Source organism: Kluyvera ascorbata (assembly GCF_023195735.1).
Classification (GTDB): domain Bacteria; phylum Pseudomonadota; class Gammaproteobacteria; order Enterobacterales; family Enterobacteriaceae; genus Kluyvera; species Kluyvera ascorbata.
The window spans coordinates 4791940-4817055 of record NZ_CP096201.1; the positions used below are offsets into that span (position 1 = coordinate 4791940).

General features: G+C 54.8%; 23 protein-coding genes. 6 read left to right on the forward strand and 17 right to left on the reverse strand.

From position 1 onward, the window contains the following. Positions 1-9: 9 nt before the first annotated feature. Genes trkH through pepQ form a run of 3 tightly spaced genes read right to left on the reverse strand, consistent with a single transcriptional unit; the run spans position 10 to position 3449 of the window. Positions 10-1461 (reverse strand): Trk system potassium transporter TrkH, encoded by a 1452-nt coding sequence (gene trkH / locus MY052_RS22890; protein ID WP_035894436.1) that lies wholly within the window; start codon positions 1459-1461, stop codon positions 10-12. 42 nt (positions 1462-1503) lie between these two features. Further along, positions 1504-2118: an IMPACT family protein gene (locus MY052_RS22895; protein WP_035894435.1), complete on the reverse strand. Its 615-nt coding sequence runs from the start codon at positions 2116-2118 to the stop codon at positions 1504-1506. Further along, on the reverse strand, positions 2118-3449 hold the full coding sequence (gene pepQ / locus MY052_RS22900) for a Xaa-Pro dipeptidase (RefSeq protein WP_248537915.1): 1332 nt from the start codon (positions 3447-3449) through the stop codon (positions 2118-2120). Before pepQ ends, MY052_RS22895 begins: the two co-directional genes overlap by 1 nt. Positions 3450-3640: 191 nt before the next feature. Between pepQ and fadB the strand changes: the two genes are divergently transcribed. Continuing rightward, on the forward strand, positions 3641-5830 hold the full coding sequence (gene fadB, locus MY052_RS22905) for a fatty acid oxidation complex subunit alpha FadB (RefSeq protein ID WP_248537916.1): 2190 nt from the start codon (positions 3641-3643) through the stop codon (positions 5828-5830). A 9-nt stretch (positions 5831-5839) separates the two neighbouring features. Next, on the forward strand, positions 5840-7003 hold the full coding sequence (gene fadA / locus MY052_RS22910) for an acetyl-CoA C-acyltransferase FadA (RefSeq protein ID WP_248537917.1): 1164 nt from the start codon (positions 5840-5842) through the stop codon (positions 7001-7003). Between the two features lie 172 nt (positions 7004-7175). Here the strand turns inward: fadA and fre are convergent, their stop codons facing one another. Both fre and ubiD read right to left on the reverse strand, forming a co-directional pair. Beyond that, the gene (gene fre, locus MY052_RS22915) at positions 7176-7877 is read right to left on the reverse strand and encodes an NAD(P)H-flavin reductase (RefSeq protein WP_248537918.1); all 702 of its coding nucleotides are present in this window, start codon (positions 7875-7877) and stop codon (positions 7176-7178) included. 87 nt (positions 7878-7964) lie between these two features. After that, positions 7965-9443, reverse strand: a complete 1479-nt coding sequence (gene ubiD, locus MY052_RS22920) for a 4-hydroxy-3-polyprenylbenzoate decarboxylase (protein ID WP_035894430.1) — start codon at positions 9441-9443, stop codon at positions 7965-7967. A gap of 163 nt (positions 9444-9606) precedes the next feature. Between ubiD and rfaH the strand changes: the two genes are divergently transcribed. Continuing rightward, entirely contained in the window at positions 9607-10095 is a 489-nt protein-coding gene (gene rfaH, locus MY052_RS22925; RefSeq protein ID WP_035894429.1) for a transcription/translation regulatory transformer protein RfaH, read from the forward strand. Position 10096: 1 nt separating this feature from the next. Here rfaH and tatD read toward each other — a convergent pair whose 3' ends face one another. The 8 genes from tatD to rmuC form a co-directional block, all read right to left on the reverse strand. Continuing rightward, complete coding sequence (gene tatD, locus MY052_RS22930) at positions 10097-10891, reverse strand: 3'-5' ssDNA/RNA exonuclease TatD (RefSeq protein ID WP_167540414.1); 795 nt, start codon at positions 10889-10891, stop codon at positions 10097-10099. Positions 10892-10921: 30 nt separating this feature from the next. After that, positions 10922-11686, reverse strand: a complete 765-nt coding sequence (tatC, locus tag MY052_RS22935) for a Sec-independent protein translocase subunit TatC (RefSeq protein ID WP_035894427.1) — start codon at positions 11684-11686, stop codon at positions 10922-10924. Between the two features lie 2 nt (positions 11687-11688). Next, positions 11689-12210 (reverse strand): Sec-independent protein translocase protein TatB, encoded by a 522-nt coding sequence (tatB, locus tag MY052_RS22940; RefSeq protein WP_035894426.1) that lies wholly within the window; start codon positions 12208-12210, stop codon positions 11689-11691. Positions 12211-12213: 3 nt separating this feature from the next. Further along, positions 12214-12468, reverse strand: a complete 255-nt coding sequence (tatA, locus tag MY052_RS22945) for a Sec-independent protein translocase subunit TatA (protein ID WP_035894425.1) — start codon at positions 12466-12468, stop codon at positions 12214-12216. Positions 12469-12669: 201 nt separating this feature from the next. Continuing rightward, the gene (gene ubiB / locus MY052_RS22950) at positions 12670-14310 is read right to left on the reverse strand and encodes a ubiquinone biosynthesis regulatory protein kinase UbiB (RefSeq protein ID WP_202216786.1); all 1641 of its coding nucleotides are present in this window, start codon (positions 14308-14310) and stop codon (positions 12670-12672) included. Continuing rightward, positions 14307-14912 (reverse strand): ubiquinone biosynthesis protein UbiJ, encoded by a 606-nt coding sequence (gene ubiJ / locus MY052_RS22955; protein WP_248537919.1) that lies wholly within the window; start codon positions 14910-14912, stop codon positions 14307-14309. Before ubiJ ends, ubiB begins: the two co-directional genes overlap by 4 nt. A gap of 14 nt (positions 14913-14926) precedes the next feature. Continuing rightward, on the reverse strand, positions 14927-15682 hold the full coding sequence (ubiE, locus tag MY052_RS22960; RefSeq protein ID WP_035894422.1) for a bifunctional demethylmenaquinone methyltransferase/2-methoxy-6-polyprenyl-1,4-benzoquinol methylase UbiE: 756 nt from the start codon (positions 15680-15682) through the stop codon (positions 14927-14929). Between the two features lie 100 nt (positions 15683-15782). Continuing rightward, complete coding sequence (rmuC, locus tag MY052_RS22965) at positions 15783-17192, reverse strand: DNA recombination protein RmuC (RefSeq protein ID WP_035894421.1); 1410 nt, start codon at positions 17190-17192, stop codon at positions 15783-15785. A 419-nt stretch (positions 17193-17611) separates the two neighbouring features. Between rmuC and MY052_RS22970 the strand changes: the two genes are divergently transcribed. Beyond that, positions 17612-18049, forward strand: coding sequence for a CZB domain-containing protein (locus MY052_RS22970; protein ID WP_248537920.1), 438 nt, complete (start codon positions 17612-17614; stop codon positions 18047-18049). Between the two features lie 47 nt (positions 18050-18096). Here the strand turns inward: MY052_RS22970 and udp are convergent, their stop codons facing one another. Next, on the reverse strand, positions 18097-18858 hold the full coding sequence (udp, locus tag MY052_RS22975) for a uridine phosphorylase (protein WP_035894418.1): 762 nt from the start codon (positions 18856-18858) through the stop codon (positions 18097-18099). A 237-nt stretch (positions 18859-19095) separates the two neighbouring features. On the opposite strand from udp, the gene MY052_RS22980 reads away from it, so the two are divergent. Continuing rightward, positions 19096-19908, forward strand: coding sequence for a dienelactone hydrolase family protein (locus MY052_RS22980; protein ID WP_248537921.1), 813 nt, complete (start codon positions 19096-19098; stop codon positions 19906-19908). Between the two features lie 45 nt (positions 19909-19953). Here the strand turns inward: MY052_RS22980 and metE are convergent, their stop codons facing one another. Next, positions 19954-22215, reverse strand: a complete 2262-nt coding sequence (gene metE, locus MY052_RS22985; protein ID WP_115074968.1) for a 5-methyltetrahydropteroyltriglutamate--homocysteine S-methyltransferase — start codon at positions 22213-22215, stop codon at positions 19954-19956. A 235-nt stretch (positions 22216-22450) separates the two neighbouring features. Here metE and metR point away from each other — a divergent pair, with 235 nt between their 5' ends. Beyond that, positions 22451-23404, forward strand: a complete 954-nt coding sequence (gene metR / locus MY052_RS22990) for an HTH-type transcriptional regulator MetR (protein ID WP_035894415.1) — start codon at positions 22451-22453, stop codon at positions 23402-23404. On the opposite strand, the gene MY052_RS22995 is transcribed toward metR, so the two are convergent. Next, positions 23292-24191, reverse strand: coding sequence for a carboxylate/amino acid/amine transporter (locus tag MY052_RS22995; RefSeq protein ID WP_248537922.1), 900 nt, complete (start codon positions 24189-24191; stop codon positions 23292-23294). The genes metR and MY052_RS22995 overlap by 113 nt on opposite strands. An 85-nt stretch (positions 24192-24276) precedes the next feature. After that, the gene (gene yigL, locus MY052_RS23000; protein WP_035894413.1) at positions 24277-25077 is read right to left on the reverse strand and encodes a sugar/pyridoxal phosphate phosphatase YigL; all 801 of its coding nucleotides are present in this window, start codon (positions 25075-25077) and stop codon (positions 24277-24279) included. Positions 25078-25116 lie beyond the last annotated feature (39 nt).

Sequence of the window (25116 nt, forward strand, 5' to 3'; positions counted from 1 at the left end):
TGACTCCTGTTATTCGCGCCAGAATGTTGGGGTAAACAGCACCAGCAGCGTAAAGACCTCAAGACGACCAAACAGCATATTCGCAATCAGGATCCACTTCGCCACCGGATTCATGCTGGCAAAGTTATCCGCCACCACGCCGAGCCCAGGGCCGAGGTTGTTCAACGTCGCCACCACAGAGGCAAACGCAGAGAAGTCATCCACACCGGTCGCGATGATTGCCAGCATGCTAATAATAAAGACCAGCGCGTAGGCGGAGAAGAATCCCCATACCGCCTCAAGGATACGTTCCGGAAGCGCACGGTTACCCAGTTTAATGCTGTAGACCGCATTCGGGTGAACCAGGCGTTTCAGCTCGCGGTTCCCCTGTTTGAACAGCAGCAGGATACGAATGACCTTCAAACCACCACCCGTTGAACCTGCACAGCCACCGATAAAGGCGGAACATAAAAGAAGAACCGGCAGGAACAGCGGCCAGCGCGCGATGCTGTCGGTAGTAAAGCCCGCGGTCGTCGCCATCGAGACCACCTGGAAGAACGCCTGGTTAAGCGTCGTCACCGCCGAGCTATAGATGTCATGGAACCACAGCACCAGGGTGCAGATAATCACCAGCGTCAGTTGTACCCCGATAAACATGCGGAATTCCGGGTCACGCCAGTACACCTTCAGGCTGCGTCCACTTAATAAAGAGAAGTGCAGGCCGTAGTTACAGCCGGAGATCAGCAGGAAGATAGCAATAATGGTATTGATGGTGGGACTATTAAAGAAGCCAACGCTGGCGTCATGCGTGGAGAAGCCGCCGATGGCAATAGTCGCAAAGCTGTGGCCAATCGCATCAAACGCGGGCATCCCGGCAAACCACAGCGCCAGCGCACAGGCCACAGTTAATAGTACGTAAATGAGCCACAGCGTTTTCGCCGTTTCGGCAATTCGCGGGCGCATCTTGTTGTCCTTCAGCGGCCCCGGCATTTCCGCTCTATATAGCTGCATCCCACCTACGCCAAGAATAGGCAGGATTGCCACCGCCAGCACAATGATCCCCATCCCGCCAAACCACTGCAGCATTTGTCGATAGAAAAGGATGGCGTGGGGCAGCGAGTCCAGCCCCACCAGCGTGGTCGCCCCGGTGGTTGTTAAACCGGAGAACGATTCAAAGAACGCATCGGTGACCGTCAGGTTCGGCTGTTCAGAGAAGATAAACGGTAGCGCACCCACGCTGCCCAGCACCGTCCAGAACAGAACAACAATCAGGAAGCCTTCGCGCGATTTCAGTTCGCCCTTCTCCCGACGGTTCGGCCACCACAGCAGCGAACCAATCACCAGCGCGACAAAAAAGGTTTGAGTAAATGCGCGCCCGGCGCCATCGCGGTAAATCAGAGCCACCAATCCCGGGAGGATCATTGTCCCCGAGAATAAGATGACCAGAAGTCCAACAATTCGAGTAATGGCACGAAAATGCATTTCCGGCGCGTCCTTTGATAATCAAAAAAGTCAGGAGGGGGATTATTCGTCAATCGCCAACAATTGCAATGAACCACGACTAAAATCCGCCAGTCTTGCGGAAAAATCATGCACTTTTGCCTGCGGCAGCGCGATACGGAGCTGTACCGACGCCTGATAATCACTGGCAACAATCTGCCCGGCATACTGCCCAACCAGCGACTCAATGCCCGCAAGCTGTCCGTATTCACATAGCAGAGTATATTCGGTTAACGGCGTTTTGATCTGCGTTGTCAGCAGATTGAGCGCCTGCTGCACGCCACCGCCGTAGGCTTTTACCAGCCCACCGGTACCTAACAAGATACCACCGTAGTAGCGAACCACTACGGCGGTGATTTCACCGACACCGCTGCCCATCAGCTGAGCGAGCATCGGTTTACCGGCCGTACCCGCCGGTTCACCATCATCAGAGAAGCCAAGCTGCTGTGAATCATCCGGTCGACCCGCCACCCACGCCACGCAGTGGTGGCGGGCATCCGGGTGTTCAGCACGTACTGACTCAACGAACGCTTTCGCCGCCACCACCCCGTCGGTGTGCGCCAACAGGGTGATGAAACGACTCTTCTTTATCTCTTCAACGAAGGTGACCGGCTCGGCCGGTATTCGCCAGCTTTCCATTACGCCAGTTTCAGGTCACGCGTCATGTTTTCGATATTGTTCTCGTGAATAACCACGTTATCTTCAATACGAATGCCGCCAAACGGCTTCAGCACTTCAATTTTCTGCCAGTTGAAGTGCTTGCTGAACTGACCTTCACGCCACGGCGCGAGCAGAGACTCAATAAAGTAGATGCCCGGTTCGATGGTCAGCACCATGCCGGGTTGCAGCACGCGGGTGCAGCGCAGGTATGGATACTTAGACGGTGCTGCCAGATGCGTGCCGGTGTCATCCTGCATAAAGCCAGCGACGTCATGCACCTGCAGGCCAAGCGGGTGGCCAATACCGTGCGGCATAAACGGTCCAGTCAGGTCATTTTCGACCATCGCTTCTTCGCTCATATCGGTGACTATCTGATGCTTACGCAGCAGTTTGGCGATACGCTGATGGAACTGGATGTGGTAATCCACGTAGCTGGTGCCCGCCTTCATGGTGGCAATCAGCGCCAGCTGTTCAGTGTTCACATCTTTAATCAACTGAGCAAATTCATTGTCGCTGTGTGCCGCCCAGGTACGGGTAAGGTCAGCGGCATAGCCGTTATATTCCGCCCCAGCATCCAGCAGGAAGCTGCGGATTTCAGCTGGTGCGCGGTGATCCAGCTTGGTGTAGTGCAGCACCGACGCATGCTCGTTCAGCGCCACGATGTTGCCGTAAGGCACATCGGTGTCGCGATGACCGGTAGCCGTCAGATAGGCCTGGTTGATATCAAACTCGCTCATGCCGGAACGGAAGGCTTCCTCTGCCGCACGGTGGCCGTTGACCGCCATCTTCTGCGCTTCACGCATACACGCCAGCTCATAGTCAGTCTTATAGGCGCGATAATAGTGCAGGTAGTCAATCACCCCTTTCGGGTTGATGTTGCTCGCAGCAATGCCCAAGCCCAGCGCACGCTCCGGAACCGGACCAATATAGCCGATGTTGCCACGTGCAGCGGGCAGCTGGCTGCCAATGCCGTCCGCTTTTGGCAGCGCAATAACTTCAACCTCTTCTGTCCAGAACGAAGTCGGCAGCGGTTCGACGTTGTGCCAGTAATCAACCGGCAGGTAGAACCACAGCTTTGGTTTATTAACGCCATCCACCAGCAGCCAGCAGTTTGGCACCTGAGTCACCGGCACCCATGCTTTGAACTGCGGGTTGACCTTGAACGGGTACGCGTGGTCATCCAGAAAAACATTCATCAGCTCGCCAGAGTGGATAAGCAGCGCATCGAGTTTGAAACGGTCGAGTGCGTTACGTGCCCGCTCTTGTAAGGTAACGATATGATTTTTATAGAGTGCGGCCAGAGATTCCATGATTTACCCTTCTGATTTTTTTACCCTTTAGTCACCGCATATTAGCACACCTCTCCCACCCTGCGTGATTTCCGCCGGACGTGATCCGACCAGCAAATATTTAAAGTCTTATTTGCATTTATTTAACACAAAATACACACTCCTGATTATCTGGTATGACCAGATCACTTTGCTGGATTCAGGAGACTGACATGCTCTACAAAGGCGACACCCTGTACCTCAACTGGCTAGAAGATGGCATTGCCGAACTGGTGTTCGATGCCCCAGGCTCAGTTAACAAATTAGATACCGCAACCGTAGCCAGCCTCGGGCAGGCGCTCGACGTCCTCGAAAAACAAAAAGAGCTGAAGGGGCTGCTGCTTCGCTCTGAAAAGGCGGCCTTTATTGTCGGCGCGGATATCACCGAATTCCTTTCGCTGTTCCTGGTGCCAGAAGAACAGTTCAGCCAGTGGCTGCACTTCGCCAACAGCGTCTTCAACCGTCTGGAAGATTTGCCGGTCCCAACTATCTCTGCCGTCAACGGCTATGCGCTAGGCGGCGGCTGCGAATGCGTGCTGGCCACCGACTACCGTCTGGCAACGCCAGATCTGCGTATCGGTCTGCCGGAAACCAAGCTGGGCATCATGCCGGGCTTTGGCGGCTCTGTACGTATGCCGCGTCTGCTGGGTGCCGATAGTGCGCTGGAAATCATCGCCGCCGGTAAAGATGTCGGAGCCGATCAAGCGCTGAAGATTGGCCTGGTCGACGGCGTCGTGAAGCAGGAAAAACTAATCGATGGCGCGCTGGCGGTACTGCGTCAGGCGATTAACGGCGACCTCGACTGGAAGGCCAAGCGCCAGCCGAAACTTGAGCCGCTGAAGCTCAGCAAGATTGAAGCCACCATGAGTTTCTCTATTGCTAAAGCGATGGTGATGCAGACGGCGGGTAAACACTACCCCGCGCCAATCACGGCGGTAAAAACGATTGAAGCCGCCGCGCGCTTTGGCCGCGAAGAAGCGCTCAATCTGGAAAACAAAAGTTTTGTTCCACTGGCCCACTCTAATGAAGCCCGTGCGCTGGTCGGTATTTTCCTCAACGACCAATACGTAAAAGGTCAGGCGAAGAAACTGACCAAACACATCGAACCGCCAAAACATGCCGCCGTACTGGGTGCAGGCATCATGGGCGGTGGGATCGCTTACCAGTCTGCCTGGAAAGGCGTGCCGGTTATCATGAAGGATATAAATGAAAAATCGCTGACCCTCGGCATGACCGAAGCCAGCAAACTGCTCAACAAGCAGCTTGAACGCGGCAAAATCAACGGTCTGAAGCTGGCAAGCGTGATTTCAACTATTCAGCCGACGCTGGAGTATGCCGGTTTCGACCGCGTTGATGTGGTCGTTGAAGCCGTCGTGGAAAACCCGAAGGTGAAAAAAGCGGTACTGGCAGAAACCGAGCAGAAAGTGCGCCCGGATACCGTCCTGGCTTCTAACACCTCAACCATTCCTATCGGTGAACTGGCCGATGCGCTGGAGCGCCCGGAAAACTTCTGCGGCATGCACTTCTTCAACCCGGTGCACCGTATGCCGCTGGTTGAAATCATCCGCGGTAAGAAAACTTCAGAAAGCACCATTGCGAAAGTGGTCGCCTGGGCGAGCCAGATGGGCAAAACACCTATCGTGGTCAACGACTGCCCTGGCTTTTTCGTTAACCGCGTACTGTTCCCGTACTTTGCTGGTTTCAGCCAGTTGCTGCGCGACGGCGCGGACTTCCGCAAGGTGGATAAGGTCATGGAGAAACAGTTCGGTTGGCCGATGGGCCCAGCCTACCTGCTCGACGTGGTCGGGATTGATACCGCGCACCATGCGCAGGCGGTGATGGCGGCCGGTTTCCCTCAGCGTATGCAGAAAGATTATCGCGACGCTATCGATGCGTTGTTCGACGCCAGCCGCTACGGCCAGAAAAACGGCCTGGGCTTCTGGCGCTATAAAGAAGACAGCAAAGGCAAACCGAAGAAAGAAGAAGACGCGGCGGTCGATAGCCTGCTGGCAGACGTTAGCCAGCCGAAGCGCGACTTCAGCGACGACGAGATCATTGCCCGCATGATGATCCCAATGGTCAACGAAGTGGTGCGTTGCTTGGAAGAAGGCATTATCGCCAGCCCGGCAGAAGCCGACATGGCGCTGGTCTACGGCCTGGGCTTCCCTCCATTCCACGGCGGCGCGTTCCGCTGGCTGGATACGCTCGGCAGCGCGAAGTACCTTGATATGGCGCAGCAATATCAGCACCTCGGTCCGTTGTATGAAGTCCCGGCCGGCCTGCGCGACAAAGCGCGCCATAACGAAGCGTATTATCCTCCAGTTGAGCCAGCCAGTCCGGCTGGTGAGCTGAAAACGGCTTAAGGAGTCACGATGGAACAGGTTGTTATTGTTGATGCAATTCGTACCCCGATGGGCCGTTCCAAAGGCGGTGCGTTCCGTAACGTGCGCGCCGAGGATCTCTCCGCGCACCTGATGCGCAGCCTGCTGGCGCGTAACCCCGCGCTGGAAGCGGCCGCCATCGACGACATCTACTGGGGCTGCGTGCAGCAGACGCTGGAGCAAGGCTTTAACATCGCCCGTAACGCGTCGCTGCTGGCGGAAATCCCGCATTCAGTACCGGCAGTGACCGTGAACCGTCTGTGTGGTTCTTCCATGCAGGCGCTGCACGATGCGGCCCGCATGATCATGACCGGCGACGCACAGGTCTGTCTGGTTGGCGGCGTAGAGCATATGGGCCACGTGCCAATGAGCCACGGCGTCGATTTCCACCCGGGCATGAGCCGTAACGTGGCGAAAGCCGCAGGCATGATGGGACTCACGGCTGAAATGCTCTCCCGTATGCACGGTATCAGCCGTGAAATGCAGGACGCGTTTGCCGCTCGTTCCCACGCTCGCGCCTGGGCTGCAACACAATCTGGTGCCTTTAAGAATGAAATCATTCCGACCGGCGGCCATGATGCAGACGGCGTACTGAAGCAGTTTAACTATGATGAGGTCATTCGTCCGGAGACCACCGTTGAAGCGCTTTCAACGCTGAAACCGGCCTTCGACCCGGTGACGGGAACGGTAACGGCAGGCACCTCTTCTGCACTTTCCGACGGCGCTTCCGCCATGCTGGTGATGAGCGAAAGCCGCGCTCGCGAGCTGGGCTTAACGCCGCGCGCGCGTATCCGTTCGATGGCGGTGGTCGGCTGCGACCCATCCATTATGGGTTACGGCCCGGTTCCGGCCTCGAAGCTGGCGCTGAAGAAAGCCGGCCTGAGCGTGAACGATATCGATCTGTTTGAGATGAACGAAGCGTTTGCCGCGCAGATCCTGCCATGCATTAAGGATCTGGGGCTGATGGAGCAGATTGACCAGAAGATAAACCTTAACGGCGGCGCGATCGCGCTGGGCCACCCGCTCGGATGTTCCGGTACGCGTATTAGCACCACCCTGCTGAACCTGATGGAGCGCAAGGATGTCCAGTTTGGTCTGGCAACCATGTGCATCGGCTTAGGTCAGGGCATCGCGACGGTTATCGAGCGCGTATAAAAAAACGCGCCCCGTTAGTCGGGGCGCGCAGTATACCGTTATGGTTTGCCGGGCAAGCATAGCGCCCCGACAAACACGCCGGATGGCGACGCAAGCGTCGCACCTGTCGACAACACAACAAAGTTTAGTTGCCGTTCTTCCCGCCTGTCAGGGGCGGGTTTTTTATTGCTTATCAGATAAAGGCAAACGCATCGCCGAACAGGCGATCTTCGCGCGCCTGACGTTCGTTGCAGAACAGGTCACGGGCAATCTTCGCCATTTCAAAACGACCAGCGATATAAATATCGTGATCCGCCAGCGTGCCGTAATCTTGCAGCACCGCCGTCAGTACGGTACCAGAACGTCCGCGCCACTCTTCTTCCGGCTGCTCAACTACCGGCACCACGCGCAGGTTCGGATGATTTACCGACAGTGCTTCCAGCTCAGAGAGATCGTACAGATGCTTCTCTTCACGGCCACCCCAGTAAATCGCCACTTCGCGGTTCGGGTTTTGCGTCAACGCGGTCAGCAGAATTGAACGCACATAAGAGAAGCCGGTGCCGCCAGCAATCAGCACTAACGGACGATCGTCTTCTTCACGCAGCCAGGCTTCCCCGTGTGGGATATCGACAACCACTTCACGTTCTTTGAGGATGCGGTCCATTACCGCCATGGCGTACAGGTTCAGCTCTGACGCGCCGATATGCAGCTCAATAAACGCCTTTTCATCCGGCGTAGAAGCCATAGAGAACGGGCGCTTGTCACGTTCATCCATTACGACCATCAGGTACTGCCCGGCACGAAATGAGAAGTCAGCTTCGGGTACTAAACGAACGCGATATACCGTATCGGTAATGGCGTCCACCGAGGTCACTTTACAGCTTAAGGTTGTCATGCGCTCCCTCTGTCGGGTCTTTTCCTCATCACACTTCACGCTGCGGATGCGTTGTCTGCGGCGTGAAGGTCTCAAAGGAGATCATTATCATTTATCGTCGGAGAAAATGGCCAGCTCGTCCCAGATTTCATCGATACGCGCCGTAACGGCGGGATCTTTCTTAATAGGACGGCCCCATTCGCGCTGGGTTTCCCCAGGCCATTTATTGGTGGCATCCAGGCCCATTTTCGACCCCAGGCCGGAAACCGGCGAGGCGAAATCCAGATAATCAATCGGCGTGTTCTCGACCAGAACCGTATCCCGAGCGGGATCCATTCGGGTGGTAATCGCCCATATCACATCGTTCCAGTCACGTGCGTTGACGTCATCATCGCAGACAATCACGAATTTTGTGTACATAAATTGGCGTAAAAACGACCATACGCCCATCATTACGCGTTTTGCATGCCCCGCATACTGTTTTTTCATCGTCACCACGGCAAGGCGATAGGAACACCCTTCCGGCGGCAGGTAGAAATCAACAATCTCCGGGAACTGTTTTTGCAGGATTGGCACGAAGACTTCATTCAGCGCCACGCCCAGCACCGCGGGTTCATCCGGCGGACGACCGGTATACGTGGAGTGGTAGATAGCATCTTCACGCTGGGTAATATGCGTGACGGTGAAGACCGGGAAGCTATCCACTTCGTTGTAATAACCGGTATGGTCGCCATACGGGCCTTCCGGTGCCATCTCGCCAATCTCGATATACCCTTCCAGCACGATTTCCGCGCTGGCGGGCACTTCCAGATCGTTAGAAATACACTTCACCACTTCCGTTTTAGTACCGCGCAGCAGGCCCGCAAAAGCATACTCAGAGAGCGTATCCGGCACCGGCGTTACCGCGCCCAGAATGGTCGCCGGGTCAGCGCCAAGCGCAACGGATACCGGGAAGCGTTCGCCCGGATGCGCCGCACACCACTCCTGGAAGTCCAGCGCGCCGCCGCGATGCGACAGCCAGCGCATAATCAGTTTGTTTTTGCCAATCACCTGCTGGCGATAGATACCCAGGTTCTGCCGCTCTTTATGCGGGCCACGGGTCACCGTCAGACCCCAGGTAATCAGCGGCGCGGCATCTTCTGGCCAGCAGGTCATCACCGGAATGCGGGACAAATCAACGTCATCACCGGCGATAATCTTTTGCTGGCAAGGGGCGCCGCGCAGGCGTTTGGTTGGCATGTTCAACACCTGCTTAAACTGCGGCAGCTTGTCGAACAGGTCGCGGAAGCCTTTCGGCGGCTCCGGTTCTTTCAGAAAGGCTAAGAGCTTACCCACTTCGCGCAATGCGCTAACATCTTCCTGCCCCATCCCCATCGCGACTCGCCTAGGCGTGCCGAACAGGTTGCACAGCACTGGCATGTCGTAACCCTTTGGATTTTCAAACAGCAGCGCTGGACCACCGGCACGCAGCGTGCGATCGGCAATTTCGGTAATTTCCAGATGGGGATCAACCGGGAGGCTAATACGTTTTAGCTCGCCCTGCTGTTCGAGCAATGTCAGAAAGTCGCGTAGGTCATGGTATTTCATGGGGTAATTCTTGGCCTCCTGGTAAGCGCCTTAGTATACGGCGAATGGTCCTGTGATGCTGTATTTTTGTTAAATTAAAGTAAATCAAGGCAGTAATAATCAACATCGCGATTTAGCCGTACTTTTGTTATGCTTTCGCGCTAAACAGCGGAAATGAGTCATTATGCAAGCCTGGTACTTACTATACTGCAAACGCGGGCAACTTCAGCGTGCCCAGGAACATCTGGAACGACAGGCGGTCAACTGCCTGACGCCAATGATCACCCTGGAGAAAATGGTGCGAGGGAAACGCACGTCAGTCAGTGAGCCGCTGTTCCCGAACTATCTGTTTGTGGAATTTGACCCTGAGGTTATTCACACCACCACCATCAACGCCACCCGCGGCGTCAGCCATTTTGTTCGTTTTGGGATGAGCCCGGCAACGGTGCCGTCTTCGGTTATCCATCAGCTTTCCATTTATAAACCTGACGATATTACCGACCCGGAAACGCCGTACCCTGGCGACAGCGTGGTGATCACCGAAGGTGCGTTCGAAGGGCTGCAGGCAATCTTTGCCGAGCCGGACGGTGAAGCACGTTCAATGCTGCTGCTCAACCTGCTGAATAAACAGATTAAGCAGAGCGTTAAAAACACCGATTTCCGCAAAGCCTGACTTAAAAGTGGATATTAAACAGCCGTCTGGCGTTATTGTCCGTGACGGCTTCCAGCCATTGCGCCTCTTCACCGCGCCAATTCGCAACTCGCTCCAGAATATGCGTCACGTAGGCAGGTTCATTACGCCGTGAGGCTGGCTTTGGCATCATATCGCGCGGCAGCAGGTACGGTGCATCCGTTTCCAGCAGTAACCTGTCCGCCGGAATCATCGGCAGCAGTTCGCGAAGTTCGAGTCCACGACGCTCATCGCATACCCAGCCGGTAATGCCAATCGACAGCCCGCGATCCAGGCACGCCTGCGCTTCATGCCGCGTTCCGGTAAAGCAGTGCAGCACCGCGCCAGGTAGATGGTCGAGCCACGGTTCCAGCAGGGTGAGAAAACGGTCGTGCGCGTCGCGGCAGTGTAGAAACACCGGCATGCCGAGTTCAGCGGCCATTGCCAGCTGCGCGGTAAACGCCACTTCCTGTTCGGCTGGCGTAGAGAAGTTGCGATTAAAATCGAGACCACACTCGCCCACCGCCACCACCTCCGGCTTATTGACCAGCGTGTAGATGGCTTCAGCGACTTCCGCAGACCAGCTGCTGGCATCATGCGGATGCACGCCAGCGGTAGACCAGCAGCATTCAAAGCGTTCAGCCAGCCGCTGCGCTTCTTCGCTTTCGTGAAGGTTTGTGCCCGTTAGCAGCATGCCGTGTACACCGGCGGTGCGTGCTCGTGCGACCACTTCATCGCGATCGCGAGCAAACTGTGAACTGGTCAGATTGACCCCAATGTCAAACATCATCACTCCCATATGACAACCGCCCTGGCGGGCGGTTGGTGATTATTCTTCAGCTTGTTCTTCTTCCGCGTCTTCATCACGCGTTAGCCGCTTCCCAGCGTAGAAGCGAGAGAAGAAAACCCCCACTTCAAACAAACAGTACATCGGAATCGCCAGCAGCGTTTGCGAGAACACATCCGGCGGCGTTAGCAGCATGCCAACAACGAAGGCGCCAACCAGCACGTACGGGCGTTTTTTCCGTAGATCGTCCGGCGTGGTAACACCCACCCAGCAGAGCAGCACAATCGCCACCGGCACCTCGAACGACACGCCGAACGCAATGAACAGCGACATGACAAAATCGAGGTAGCTCTTAATATCGGTCGAGACCAGCACCCCTTCCGGCGCGGTATGCGTCAGGAAGCCAAATGCCAGCGGGAACACCACAAAGTAGGCGAACGCCATGCCGATGTAGAACAGTAGAGTACTGGAAACCAGCAGCGGCACGACCAATCGACGTTCATGCTTGTACAGCGCAGGTGCCACAAATGCCCAAACCTGATACAGGATGACCGGGGCGGACAGAATCAGCGAGACCATAAAGGTCAGCTTGATAGGCGTAAAGAACGGCGACGCCACGTCGGTGGCAATCATCGTCGCGCCAGCCGGCATCTGCTTAATCAGCGGGGCGGAGACCATCTGATAGATGTCATTGGCGAAGTAGACCAACGCCAGGAAAATCACGATGACCGCAATGATGCAGTTGAGCAGGCGCTTGCGTAGCTCAATCAAATGAGCGATCAGCGGTTGAGTATCTTCTACGCTCATGTTTACGGTTTATCACTCGATGCGGGGGATGAATCAGGAACAGCGGCCGCAGGGACTTTTTCTTTCTCTACAGGCTTTACTGCCTCGGCGTCAGGCGCAGGTGCCTCCGCTGACGACGCTTTAGGCTCGTCAACGTGCGGCTCAGCAACTTCCGGCTTCACAGCGTCCTTATCCTTCACCACCGGGTTATGGATGGTATTGGCCTCGTCGCTCGCCTTTTCAGGGTCGTTCGCCGTATAAGAACGCTTCATCGACTCTGCAGCTTCACGCAGCTCGTCCATGGAGGCCTTCAGTTCTGGCGTCAGGTTATCCAGACTCGCTTTCTCCACTTTTTTCAGGCTGTCCTGAAATTCCTGGAGTTTAAGCTCCTGCGTCAGCTCGTTTTGTACGGTTGTTGCCAGAGAGCGCAGCGCGCGGATCCAGCCAACAACCGTCTTCACTGCTACCGGTAAGCGTTTTGGCCCCAGCACAACAAGGCCTATAATAAACACCAGCAGCAGTTCACTGAAACCAATATCAAACACGAATTACACCTGCTCGTTGTCGTGGCGTTTCGCTTCGTCTTTCTTTGCACTTTCCTGCTTATCAGTGATTGATTTTGCAGTGAAATCTGCATCCTGGTCCGCTTTGTTTTTGGTGTCGTCTTCATCACTCATGGCTTTTTTAAAGCCTTTGATAGACGAACCTAAATCGGATCCCAGTGAGCTCAGCTTTTTAGTCCCGAAAAGCAGAACTACGATAACGACGATAATCAGCAACTGCCAAATACTAATACCACCCATACATGTCCCTCTGATATACACTTCATCCTTCAAGCTGCCTCTGCGTTGGCTGCGTTCGTTCACCCCAGTCACTTACTACAGTAAGCTCCTGAGGATTCACTCACTTGCCGCCTTGATGCAGCTTGAATGATTTTGTGCATAGATGATGAAATAATCAGCGCGCATTATACGTTATGCAGCGCTCTCTTAGCGACGCATAATTCAGCGCGTCTTCCGCCACCCGGCGAACCATACCACCAGCCCTCCGGCCATAAGCCATGCGGGTGTCAGGCCCCATTCCGGGCGATTAACGAGCAATATTGTACCGCTCAGGAGTAAAACCGCGCCTATACCAAAGAGATAACGCGATTGCCCCTGACGGGTATGATGCGTCGTCAGATTCTGCGAGAGTTTCTCAAGGCTCGCCTGAACCTGCTTACTCTGACGAAGGCTGTCATATACCAGCTCCGGCAGTTCCGGCATCTTTTCAATCCAGAACGGCGCTTTGTCCTTCAGGGCGCGAACCAGTGCCGGAATACCAACCTGGTCTTTCAGCCATGACTCAAGGAAAGGCTTCGCCGTCTTCCATAAATCTAACTGAGGATAGAGCTGACGTCCTACCCCTTCTACGTAAAGTAATGTCTTTTGTAGCAACACCAGCTGCGGCTGAACTTCCATATTGAAGCGTCGGGCGGTGTTAAACAGGTTCAGCAGCACGTGGCCGAAGGAGATCTCAGCCAGCGGTTTTTCAAAAATAGGCTCACAGACGGTGCGGATAGCAAACTCAAATTCTTCCACGTTGGTGTCCGCTGGAACCCAGCCTGAATCGACGTGCAGTTCTGCCACCTTACGGTAATCGCGGTTAAAGAAGGCAATAAAGTTTTCCGCCAGATAGCGCTTGTCGTCTTTGTTGAGCGAGCCAACGATACCGCAGTCGATGCCGATGTACTGCGGGTCTTCCGGGTGCTCATAGCTGACGAAAATATTCCCCGGGTGCATGTCCGCGTGGAAGAAGCTGTCGCGGAACACCTGGGTGAAGAAGACCTGCACGCCGCGTTCGGCCAGCAGTTTCATATTGGTATTCTGTTTTTCCAGTGTTTCTACGTCAGAGACCGGAATACCGTAGATGCGCTCCATCACCAGCATGTCAACGCGGCAGTAGTCGGAATAGACTTCCGGCACGTATAGCATCGGGCTGTTTTCGAAGTTACGGCGCAGCTGAATGGCGTTTGCCGCTTCGCGCAGCAGGTTCAGTTCGTCAATAAGCGTTTTTTCATAGTCACGCACCACTTCAAGCGGGCGCAGACGACGACCGTCCGGCAGCAGGCGAGGTACCCAGCGCGCCAGGCGATAGATAAGCTTCATGTCCGCTTTGATAATCGGCAAAATATCCGGGCGGATAACCTTAATGACCACCTCTTTGCCGTTCTCTTTCAGGCGAGCAGTGTGCACCTGGGCAATGGAGGCCGAAGCCAGCGGCTCGATGCTAAAATCATCAAACCAGCTTTCAACGGGAATATCGCCCATCGATTTTTCAATCTGCTGTTTCGCCAGCTTACCGTCGAACGGTGCCACGCGGTCTTGCAGCATGATGAGCTGGTCGGCAATTTGCGGAGGGAAAAGGTCGCGGCGGGTAGAGAGCATCTGCCCAAACTTGATCCATACCGGGCCAAGCTCCTGTAATGCCAGACGCAGACGTTCGCCTAACGATTTATCCTTATGGCGATTCGGCATCCAGAACAGCAGCCGCCGCCCAATGCGCAGCGGCAGTGTGATACGCATTTTGGGAATGAGCTCATCAAGCCCGTAACTCAAAAAGGTGCGGATGATAAAATACAGGCGCCGTAATTCTCCAGGCGTCATTTCCCCTCCAGTTTTTCCAACCGTTTCGTCAGCGCGGCAACATCACGTTCAACGGCCGTTGTTTCTTCCGCAAACCAGGCCACTTCCAGCGCGCCGGGAGCCAGTCGCCACTCTTCAGTCAGGGTTTCCGCCACATAGCGCTGCTGGCGTGCCAGCCCGTGCTGAATGAACTTCGCCCCACCGCGCAGCGCTTTGCTGATCCCCTCTGCCGCCACATCACCGGTATAGGGCGCCAGCACTTCTGCAGGAGAGAACTCCGCCAGATCCGCCAGCGAAACCAGGTTTTGCACTACCTGAAGATCGCCCTGCACTTCCAGGTCGTTATTGCGGATGAGCGCCGTGAGCTGCTGACGGTTGCGCAGTTGAGGCAATACGCTAACACGGGTAATAACGGTGCAATCCGCCTCGCCGTCCCACGCGCCGACGACGTCAACCTGACGCTCACTAAAAATCAGCACCAGCGGAGAAGAAAACTCTTTCAGCTCAATGCGTAATACTTTTCCGATAAGACGCTGACGGGCAGGTTTCAACGCCTTTTCACGCCATAGCAGCGCATTAATGGCGGTTTCAATACTGCCGGTCACTAAGGGTTTTAAAGGCATATGGCCCCCGCTTATCAGAATTTATAGCCGCGATGCAGCGCGACAATCCCGGCAGTCAGGTTGAAGTACTCAACGTTTTCCAACCCGGCATCCTGCATCATCCCTTTCAGGGTGTCCTGATCGGGGTGCATACGAATAGATTCCGCCAGATAGCGATAGCTTTCTGCATCGTTCGCCACCATTTCGCCAATACGCGGCAGAATGTGGAACGAGTAAGCATCGTAAGCTTTGCTCAGTGGGTCGATAACCGGCTTGGAGAACTCCAGCACCAGCAGGCGCCCACCAGGCTTCAGTACGCGATACATTGAACGCAGCGCTTTGTCTTTGTCGGTGACGTTACGCAGACCAAAAGAGATGGTGATGCAGTCAAAGGTATTATCCGGGAACGGCAGCGCTTCGGCGTTAGCCTGTACGTATTCCACATTACCCACTACGCCGATATTACGCAGCTTCTCACGCCCCATTTTGAGCATGGAGTCGTTGATATCTGCCAGCACCACGCGGCCGGTTTCACCGACCATACGCGAGAATTTTGCCGTCAGGTCACCGGTGCCGCCCGCCAGATCGAGGACCGTCTGTCCACGGCGCACGCCGCTGCAATCAATGGTAAAACGCTTCCAGAGACGATGAATACCGAATGACATCAGATCATTCATCACATCGTATTTTGCGGCGACAGAATGGAAGACATGCGCCACCATGTTTTCTTTCTGTGATTTGGCGATTGTTTGAAAGCCAAAGTGCGTCGTTTCTTGTGAATCCTCAACCATCTCTATGCCTGCTTATCAAGAAAATGTTCATGGAGTGTAACAGATTGGACGCAATTGCCCTACGATTCCACCCCGTTACCAAACCCGTGCGGCGAGCGTCTTAGCGACGTTCTGCGGCTAACGGATTGTCATCATTCGTATCTGTGTCGTCACGCAGACGAAAATCATCGTCCTGTGCCGTCGCCTGTTCAACCAGTTCCGGATTAATCTCGCGTTTTACCTCCACCCCGAGGTGGCGGAACGCTTCGGCCTGCGTTAGCAGGTTGCCGCGCCCGGTAGTGAGCTTTTTCATCGCCTGCCGGTAGTTTTCCTGCGCTTTATCGATACTCTGACCAATGGCCGACATGTCATCCACGAAAAGGCGCATTTTGTCATATAAGCGGCTCGCACGTTCAGCAATATGCTGCGCATTTCGGCTTTGATGCTCATAGCGCCAGAGATTGGCGATTGTCCGCAGCGCCACCAGCAGCGTGGTCGGGCTCACCAGCATGATATTGTTTTTGAGCGCTTCGCTGATAAGCTCGGGCTGGCGGTCCAGCGCCAGCAGGAATGCCGGTTCGACGGGAATAAACATCAGGACATAGTCCAGTGAACGCAGCCCCGGGAGCTGCTGGTAATCTTTGCGCCCCAGCATCCGAATGTGGTTACGCACTGCGGCAATATGCTCCTGCAGCGCGGCTTCGCGGGTGTAATCATCTTCGGCGTTAAAGTAGCGCTCGTAGGCCACCAGCGTCATTTTGGCATCCACCACCACGTCTTTGCGGTGCGGCAGGCGCACGATAACGTCAGGCTGCATACGGGAATTGGCATCGGTGTTGATACTCACCTGAGTTTCATATTCGTGCCCTTCACGCAGACCAGATGCCTCCAGCACACGCGTGAGCACCACTTCACCCCAGTTCCCCTGGGTTTTGTTGTCGCCTTTTAGCGCGCGGGTCAGGTTAACCGCTTCCTGCGCCATCTGGGCATTGAGCTGCTGGAGGTTGCGAATTTCATGCGCCAAGGTGTGACGCTCGCGCGCCTCCTGACCAAAACTTTCCTGAACCTGACGGCGAAAACCATCAAGCTGTTCACGAAGCGGCGTAAGGAGACCATGTAAGCTCTGGCGGTTTTGCTCCTCCACCCGACGGTTGCTCTGCTCAAAAATACGGTTCGCGAGATTTTCAAACTGCTCGCTCAGACGCTGTTCGCTGTTGAGCATCAAACGGTATTTTTCATCACCGTGCTGCCGCGTGGTCTCCAGCAGCGTAGTGACCTCTCGTAGATCAACTTCCAGCGACGAGTTGATTTCTCGCAGGCTGCGCAGTTCGTTGTTGAGCAGTTCGCACTCTTCACGCCAATGGGCGTTCTGGGCAATTTGCTGTTTTGCCGCGCTAAGCTCAGCGTACACATCACGCTCTTCAGCTAGTTGTTCGGCCCGCTGCTGCGCAACACGATAGCTTGCGGCCAGCCAGCCAATCGCTATGCCCGCCAGCGCGACCAACGCATAAATCACTACGGCAATATCCACAACGCCTCCTGCTTGAACCCGTTATCTGCACAAAATAGAATTGTGCTGTATAAACGTCCAGTTTTAAAGCGGTTTCCTGCGAGGCTCAGCGCAAAAATCATTATTAAATATTCATAAGGTAAATTAAAAAATAAGTAACTTTATTTTAAACAAATAAAATAGAGTAGAGAAATATATTTAATACGTTAAAACAAAAGCGTGTCACAAATTACCACTGCGTTTTTATTGCCTGATAAAAACATTCAAGATAATCTATCGAAAATTAGTTCTCACTCAGACACTGGCGCCACTAATATACAAAAAATCAATAAACATCTGATTCTTGTTTTTTTTCATTTTTACAGCTCTAATTTAAATAAACGCTGAATCACTGCTTTATTTTATCACCTCAATGAACACAATAACTAACGGAGAATATTATGGAATTTGGGACATGGATAAAAAAAAGAATTGCCGGGGAAGATGCCGTTCTTGGAGTCCCCAGGGAGAGGCAAAACTTAAATGGTCTGATACTCGAAGAGGCAATTGCCTATCATATTGCCTGGCGAGAACGTTGGTTAACTGCATTGCGTGAGAATAGAGGACACGATTTTGATATTACGCAGGTTTCCAGCGATGCAGTCTGCCAGGTAGGGAAATGGATATACAACGAAGGTGCATCATTCGCCAACTATCCTGAATACGAACACTTCCGCATTCTGCATGCAAAATTTCATCAATGCGCTGGGAATATCGTTGCGTTACATCAGAAAGGCCATTTTCTGGATGCCTTCGCCGCCGTCAGTAATGATCTAATGCCATTGTCTGAAGAAGTAGGACTGTCGCTTGGCGCATTGCTGGAAGCCTCACAGCGCTAAATACAAAAAAGGCCTCATAATGAGGCCTTCAATCATCTCAGACCTGATTACAGCAGGCGGCGTGCCGCTTCCACCACGATTTTCACCGCGTGGCTTTCAGTCTGCTTCATGGTCTCAGCATTTGGGATTTCCTGCTGGGTACGGTTAACGATAACCCCAGCAACCATCCCTGCGCGCAGACCCTGGCTTGAGCACATGGTCAGCAGCGTCGCGGACTCCATCTCGTAGTTCATCACGCCCATTGACTGCCACTCTTCCATGGAGCCTTTGAAGTTTCTTACTACGCGACCGGAGAAGGTGTCATAGCGTTCCTGACCCGGGTAGAAGGTGTCAGAAGAGGCGGTAACGCCCACATGAGTGGTCGCGCCTACTGATTTCGCCGCTTCTACCAGTGCAGTCGTACACGCGAAGTCAGCAACAGCTGGATATTCCATCGGTGCAAAATGTAGGCTCGCCCCGTCCAGACGAACGGAAGCCGTCGTGACCAGTACGTCACCGACGTTAATATTCGGCTGAATAGCGCCAGTGGTACCCACGCGCAGGAAAGTACGAATACCCAGTTGCGCCAGCTCTTCCACGGCGATAGAAGTGGATGGTCCACCGATGCCGGTAGAGCAAACGATCACTGACTTGCCGTCGAGCTCGGCACGCCAGGAAGTGAATTCACGGTGAGATGCCAGTTTTACCGGCTTTTCCATCAGCGCGGCGATCTTTTCCACACGTTCCGGGTCACCAGGGACGATGGCCAGCGTAGCCCCTTGAAGGTCACTTTTGGTGAGGCCGAGATGAAAAACATCAGACTTGGACATAAAGAACTCCTCTGTGGTTCAGTTTTGTCAGAAGAAGCAAAAATGTACTTTATAGAAGACCACAACATCTTTTCGTGACTACCATCACTAAGAATTAAAAATATTACATTAAATTCCACGCAATTAGTGATTCACATCACATTAACAAGTTATTGTTATCACCTGCTGCACAAAAATACGCCGCATTCAGGCACTGTGATTCAGCTATGAGTTCATTAAAAGGGTACGGAGAATGCCATGACAATCAACAAACAACCTGGATTTGCCCCTGCTGCTTCGCCTCATGCCTCAACCGCTGTTCATACCTCCGACGAGAGCATCTCAGCGGGAGAAACGTCTATTCCTTCACAAGGTGAGATGTTGCCGGCGTACCACGCGCGCCCCAAGCACAGCGACGCGCCGCTGCCGATAATCATCGTAGTGCAGGAGATTTTTGGTGTCCACGAACACATCCGTGATATTTGCCGCCGTCTGGCGCTGGAGGGTTATCTGGCGATCGCACCAGAGCTCTACTTCCGTCAGGGCGATCCTAATGATTACGCTGACATCCCTACACTGTTTGCTGGCCTGGTCTCAAAAGTTCCCGATGCGCAGGTTCTGGCCGACCTCGATCACGTTGCCAGTTGGGCTGCGCGTAACGGTGGTGACGCCAGCCGCTTGGGCATCACCGGCTTTTGCTGGGGTGGGCGCATTACGTGGCTCTATGCCGCGCACAACCCGCAGCTGAAAGCCGCCGTTGCCTGGTATGGCCGTCTGGTCGGTGATAAAACGCTGAACAACCCAAAAAACCCAATAGATGTCGCCGTCGATCTGAGCGCGCCGGTGCTGGGGCTGTACGGTGGAGAGGATACCGGGATCTCGCTGGAGTCCGTCGAAACCATGCGTCATGCCCTGCGCGCGGCCAATGCGAAAGCAGACATCGTGGTTTATCCAGAAGCCGGGCATGCGTTTAACGCTGATTATCGCCCAAGCTATCATGAAGAGTCGGCCAAAGACGGCTGGCAGCGCATGCTGGCATGGTTTGCGCAGTACAATGGGAAAAAAGGCTAAGCCTTATATAGAGCGAAACGGAGGCCAATGCCTCCGTTTCATTTTTTACGCCTGACGCAGGTTTTGCGCCGCTTTTACCATGTTCGCCAGCGCCGCGCGGGTTTCTGGCCAGCCGCGAGTTTTCAGACCACAGTCCGGGTTCACCCACAAACGTTCTGCCGGAATACGCTGCTCCGCTTTTTTCAGCAGGGCTTCAATCCATTCCACGCTCGGTACGTTTGGTGAGTGAATATCATAAACGCCCGGCCCGATTTCGTTCGGGTAGTCGAACTCTTCAAACGATTCCAGAAGCTCCATGTCTGAACGGGAGGTTTCAATGGTAATCACATCCGCATCCAGCGCCGCGATAGAATCCATGATGTCGTTGAATTCGCAGTAACACATGTGAGTGTGGATTTGAGTATCGTCTTTCGCCACCGCGGCGTTGATACGGAAGGCTTCCACGCCCCACTCAAGATAGGCCGCCCAGTCGCTACGACGTAACGGCAGACCTTCACGCAGCGCCGGTTCGTCAATCTGAATAATACCAATGCCGGCCGCTTCCAGATCCGCCACCTCATCACGCAGCGCCAAGGCAATCTGCTTAGCAATAGTTTCGCGGGTCACGTCTTCACGCGGGAAGGACCAGCAAAGAATCGTGACCGGGCCGGTCAGCATGCCTTTCACCGGCTTGTCGGTCAGAGACTGGGCGTACTTCGCCCACTCCACGGTGATCGCTTCCGGGCGGCTAACATCGCCGATGACAATCGGTGGCTTCACACAGCGGGAACCGTAGCTCTGTACCCAGCCGTTCTGGGTGAAGACGAAGCCATCGAGGTGTTCACCGAAATATTCCACCATGTCGTTACGCTCGGCTTCACCGTGCACCAGCACATCAAGGCCCAGACGCTCCTGCTCAATAATCGCCTGCTTGATATGTTCGGCGATCCCGGTGCGGTAGTGGTTGGCATCCAGGTTACCCTTTTTGAAGTCCAGACGCAGACTGCGGATTTCCGTGGTTTGCGGGAATGAGCCAATGGTTGTGGTTGGCCACGCGGGCAGGTTAAAGCGCGCACGCTGCGCTTCAGCGCGCTCCGGATAGGCGCTCGTGCGCTGGCTATCTTTGGCAGTAATCGCCGCCAAACGCTGTTCCACCGCCGCATTGTGTACGCGGGTTGAGTGACGACGAGCCTGAATCGGCGCGCTCCACTCGACCAGCGCCGCCGCGTTGCCGGTATTCAACGCATCGCGAAGCAGCGCCAGCTCACCGCATTTTTGCAGGGCGAAGGCGAACCAGCTCTTCACTTCCGCATCCAGACGGGTTTCAACGCTCAGGTCGATAGGGCTGTGCAGCAGGGAGCAGGAAGAGGCGACCCAGAGTTCACGTTTTCCAACCAGCGCTTTAATCTGCGCATACTTTTCGGTGAGATCGGCGCGCCAGACGTTACGACCATTAATCAGACCAGCGGAGAGCAGCCAATCCCCCGGCAGGCGCTGATGTAGCGCGTCAACGTCATCTTTACCGTGTACCAAATCAACATGCAGTCCCTGCACCGGCAGCGCGGCGATGGTGTCCAGATTCGGCGTCACGCCTTCGAAATAGGTGGTGAGCAGCAGCTTCACATGCCCCTGCAGCGCATCATAGGCTGGTTTAAAAGCGTTCAGCCACGCCTGCGGCAGTTCGAGAACCAGCGCTGGTTCATCAATCTGCACCCACTCAATACCGCGTTTAGCCAGCTCAGCCAGTACCTGCTGGTACACCGGCAGGATGTCGTTTAGCAGGGTCAGACGGTCAAACTGCTCACCTTTCACTTTCCCCAGCCACAGATAGGTTACCGGCCCGAGCAGGACAGGCTTCACGTTGTGGCCGAGCGCTAGCGCTTCGTCGACTTCATCCAGCAGTTGGGTCCAGGTCAGCTTGAACTGCTGGCCTTTGGTGAACTCGGGAACCATGTAGTGATAGTTGGTGTTAAACCATTTGGTCATTTCTGCCGCCGCCGCAGGTTCACCGGTCGGTGCGCGGCCACGGCCAATACGGAATAGGGTGTCGATATCGACAGAACCATCGTTGTTCTGATGGCGAGCCGGGACGTTGCCTAACAGCAGACTGGTGGTCAGTACATGATCGTACCAGGCGAAATCGCCCACCGGCAGCAGGTCGATACCCGCTTGCTTCTGCTGCTCCCAATGACGGGCACGCAGCTCGCGGCCAACGGCCAGCAGTTCTTCACGCGACGCGTTACCCGCCCAATAGCTCTCTTGCGCTTTTTTCAGCTCGCGACGCAGTCCAACGCGAGGGAAACCGAGGGTGTGGTTTTGAATAGTCATCATATGCCTCTCTTAATTGTTGAAATCCTTTGGATTTTCAATTTAGGGAAGGCGGCAAGTTTATGAATCACCGGGAGCTTACTTAAGTAAGTGACTGGGGTGAATAAACGCAGCCAACGCACCATAAATTTAAAAGACGAAGGATTTTAGCCGTCCAGATGTTTACACATCCATAATGTGAATGTACTGTATAATCCTCAAGCGCAAATTGTTCATGCCGAAGTGAAGGACTTTCATGATCGAAATTAAACATCTGAAAACGCTCCAGGCGTTGCGGAACAGTGGTTCTCTGGCAGCCGCCGCGGCGACGCTGCATCAGACCCAATCCGCCCTGTCTCACCAGTTCAGCGATCTGGAACAGCGCCTTGGCTTCCGGCTATTCGTACGTAAAAGCCAGCCGCTGCGCTTTACCCCGCAGGGTGAAATCCTGCTGCAGCTGGCGAACCAGGTGCTGCCGCAGATAGCCCAAGCGCTGCAGGCGTGCCATGAGCCGCAGCAGACTACCCTTCGCATCGCCATCGAATGTCATAGCTGTATTCAGTGGCTGACCCCTGCGCTGGAGAATTTCCGTAAACAGTGGCCGCAGGTTGAAATGGACTTTAAGTCCGGCGTGACCTTCGACCCGCAGCCTGCCCTCCAACAGGGCGAGCTGGATGTGGTGCTCACCTCTGACATCCTGCCGCGCAGCGGCCTGCACTATTCGCCGATGTTTGATTTTGAAGTGCGACTGGTCCTGTCGCCGGATCACCCGCTGGCAACCAAAGCGCGCATTACGCCGGAAGATTTGGCATCAGAAACGCTGCTGATTTACCCAGTACAGCGCCAGCGTCTGGATATCTGGCGTCATTTTCTGCAGCCTGCTGGCATAAGCCCACAGCTGAAAAGCGTTGATAACACGTTGCTGTTGGTGCAGATGGTTGCTGCACGGATGGGCATTGCCGCCCTGCCGCACTGGGTGGTGGAGAGTTTCGAGCGCCAGGGTCTGATTGTGACCAAAACCCTGGGCGAAGGGCTGTGGAGCCGACTGTACGCCGCCGTGCGCGATGGCGAGCAGCGTCAGCCGGTGACGGATGCGTTTATTCGCTCAGCGCGGAACCACGCTTGCGATCATCTGCCGTTCGTGAAGAACGCGGAGCGACCCAATGGCGATGCACCCACAGTGAGGCCAGTATCACCGCAGCCCCTGTAAGGAAGCTCGGCCAGTGAGGCTGTTGATGCCAGATAGCCAGGTTCACCAGCAGTCCTGCCGGGACATGCATATTGTTCATAATCCCTAAGGTGCCCGCATCCACCTGCGTGGCACCGTAGTTCCACATAAAGTAACCAATCCCCGAAGCCACCACGCCGAGGAACACCAGAATCCCCCACTGCGGGAGAGTCTGCGGCATTTTCTGCGCGTTGCCGAGCAGCATCCAGGCTACCGTCGCCACCAGAAACGCCCCAAGGTAAAACCAGGCAAAGGCGTTATGCTGCGGCATCGGTCGGGTTTCCATCAGTCGCTTATAGCCCACCATGCCAATCGCAAAGACGATATTGGAAAGCTGCACCAGGATAAGCCCCGTCCAGAAATGGTTGGTGATATGGTCATAGCGAATAATCCCCGCGCCAATCACTGCCAGCAGCGCGCTAAACGCGTAGCTCCAGCGCAGGCGGCGGCCGCTCATCAGGTCATAAATCAGCGTGATGTAGAGCGGCGTGAGGACGGTAAACAGCAGCAATTCAGACACGGTGAGGTAGAGATAAGCATGGAAGCTCAGCATGTACATGATGCCTAGCTGCATTGCGCCCACCAGCATGTACAAGCCAACGGTTTTCAGGCTGTGCCCGCGGGTGCGCAGAAACGGCAGGAAGACCAGCGTCGCCAGGCCTACGCGCACCAGCACCGCAAAGTAGCTGTCGACGTGCCCGGCAAGGTACTCGCCGTAGAAGCTAAAAGAGAAAGCCCACAGAATCGTGGTAATAATCAGGAGCGCCACAATGAATGTCTCATAGGAAGATGAGCATTCATTGTAGCGGAGTTGTTGGTTGACAACTGACCACTAAATAGTCAGTTGTTGATAATTAACGCAGATACATGTCTCGCAGGAAGTGCGGGACTGCGTCATCGGCGTTTGAGCCGATCACTTCAAGCTCCGGATGCAGGTCTTTCAGACGCTGGTGCGCGCCTTCCATAATGCAGCCTTTCCCCGCCATCGACAGCATTTCAGCGTCGTTCATCCCATCGCCAAAGGCGATGCAGTCTTTCAGGGTATAGCCCATCGCTTTCGCCACCGCTTCCAGCGCATGACCTTTCGACACGCCGCCCGCCATCACTTCCAGACAGGTGAGCGTGGAGAAGCTGACGTTGACGCGATCGCCCCAGCGCGCGTTAATTGCCTGTTCCAAAGGCAGCAGCGTTTCGTGGTCGTTGCAGGTGAAGAACACCTTGCTGACCCCTTCCGGCTCCAGCATACCTGGTTCATACAGGGTGTAGTTGAAGACCGCTTCTTTGAAGAAACGCATCTCTTCCGGGCGGTGGCGGTTCATAAACCATTCGTCTTCACGATAAACGTTGGTGACGATGTCCGGATTCGCATTCACGATGCCGAAAAGATCGGCGGCGATATCGCGGTCGAGGTTATGGGCAAAGACCTGTTTTCCGTCAGCATCGTGTACGCGCGCGCCGTTGGAGGTGATCATGTAGGATTTGATCCCCAGATTATCGCGAATCTGGCCCACATCGATGTAGTGGCGGCCAGTGGCGAAAACAAAATTCAGGCCGCGCTCGGTGAGCAGCTTCAGCGTTTCTTTCGCATACGGCGTTAAGTGGTGGTCAGGGGAGAGTAAGGTGCCATCTAAATCAGACGCAACAACCTGGTACATATTCGAATTTAACCTCTAAACAGTGCGGCGCTGGCGCCG

Coding starts and splice junctions, on each gene's coding strand:
- yigL (WP_035894413.1), bottom strand. CDS start 25,077: ATGTACCAGGTTGTTGCGTCTGATTTAGATGGCACCTTACTCTCCCCT.
- udp (WP_035894418.1), bottom strand. CDS start 18,858: ATGTCCAAGTCTGATGTTTTTCATCTCGGCCTCACCAAAAGTGACCTT.
- MY052_RS22970 (WP_248537920.1), top strand. CDS start 17,612: ATGGAATTTGGGACATGGATAAAAAAAAGAATTGCCGGGGAAGATGCC.
- metR (WP_035894415.1), top strand. CDS start 22,451: ATGATCGAAATTAAACATCTGAAAACGCTCCAGGCGTTGCGGAACAGT.
- trkH (WP_035894436.1), bottom strand. CDS start 1,461: ATGCATTTTCGTGCCATTACTCGAATTGTTGGACTTCTGGTCATCTTA.
- pepQ (WP_248537915.1), bottom strand. CDS start 3,449: ATGGAATCTCTGGCCGCACTCTATAAAAATCATATCGTTACCTTACAA.
- ubiD (WP_035894430.1), bottom strand. CDS start 9,443: ATGAAATACCATGACCTACGCGACTTTCTGACATTGCTCGAACAGCAG.
- MY052_RS22980 (WP_248537921.1), top strand. CDS start 19,096: ATGACAATCAACAAACAACCTGGATTTGCCCCTGCTGCTTCGCCTCAT.
- MY052_RS22895 (WP_035894435.1), bottom strand. CDS start 2,118: ATGGAAAGCTGGCGAATACCGGCCGAGCCGGTCACCTTCGTTGAAGAG.
- fadA (WP_248537917.1), top strand. CDS start 5,840: ATGGAACAGGTTGTTATTGTTGATGCAATTCGTACCCCGATGGGCCGT.
- ubiJ (WP_248537919.1), bottom strand. CDS start 14,912: ATGCCTTTAAAACCCTTAGTGACCGGCAGTATTGAAACCGCCATTAAT.
- tatA (WP_035894425.1), bottom strand. CDS start 12,468: ATGGGTGGTATTAGTATTTGGCAGTTGCTGATTATCGTCGTTATCGTA.
- fadB (WP_248537916.1), top strand. CDS start 3,641: ATGCTCTACAAAGGCGACACCCTGTACCTCAACTGGCTAGAAGATGGC.
- rfaH (WP_035894429.1), top strand. CDS start 9,607: ATGCAAGCCTGGTACTTACTATACTGCAAACGCGGGCAACTTCAGCGT.
- ubiB (WP_202216786.1), bottom strand. CDS start 14,310: ATGACGCCTGGAGAATTACGGCGCCTGTATTTTATCATCCGCACCTTT.
- tatD (WP_167540414.1), bottom strand. CDS start 10,891: ATGGGAGTGATGATGTTTGACATTGGGGTCAATCTGACCAGTTCACAG.
- ubiE (WP_035894422.1), bottom strand. CDS start 15,682: ATGGTTGAGGATTCACAAGAAACGACGCACTTTGGCTTTCAAACAATC.
- tatC (WP_035894427.1), bottom strand. CDS start 11,686: ATGAGCGTAGAAGATACTCAACCGCTGATCGCTCATTTGATTGAGCTA.
- fre (WP_248537918.1), bottom strand. CDS start 7,877: ATGACAACCTTAAGCTGTAAAGTGACCTCGGTGGACGCCATTACCGAT.
- metE (WP_115074968.1), bottom strand. CDS start 22,215: ATGACTATTCAAAACCACACCCTCGGTTTCCCTCGCGTTGGACTGCGT.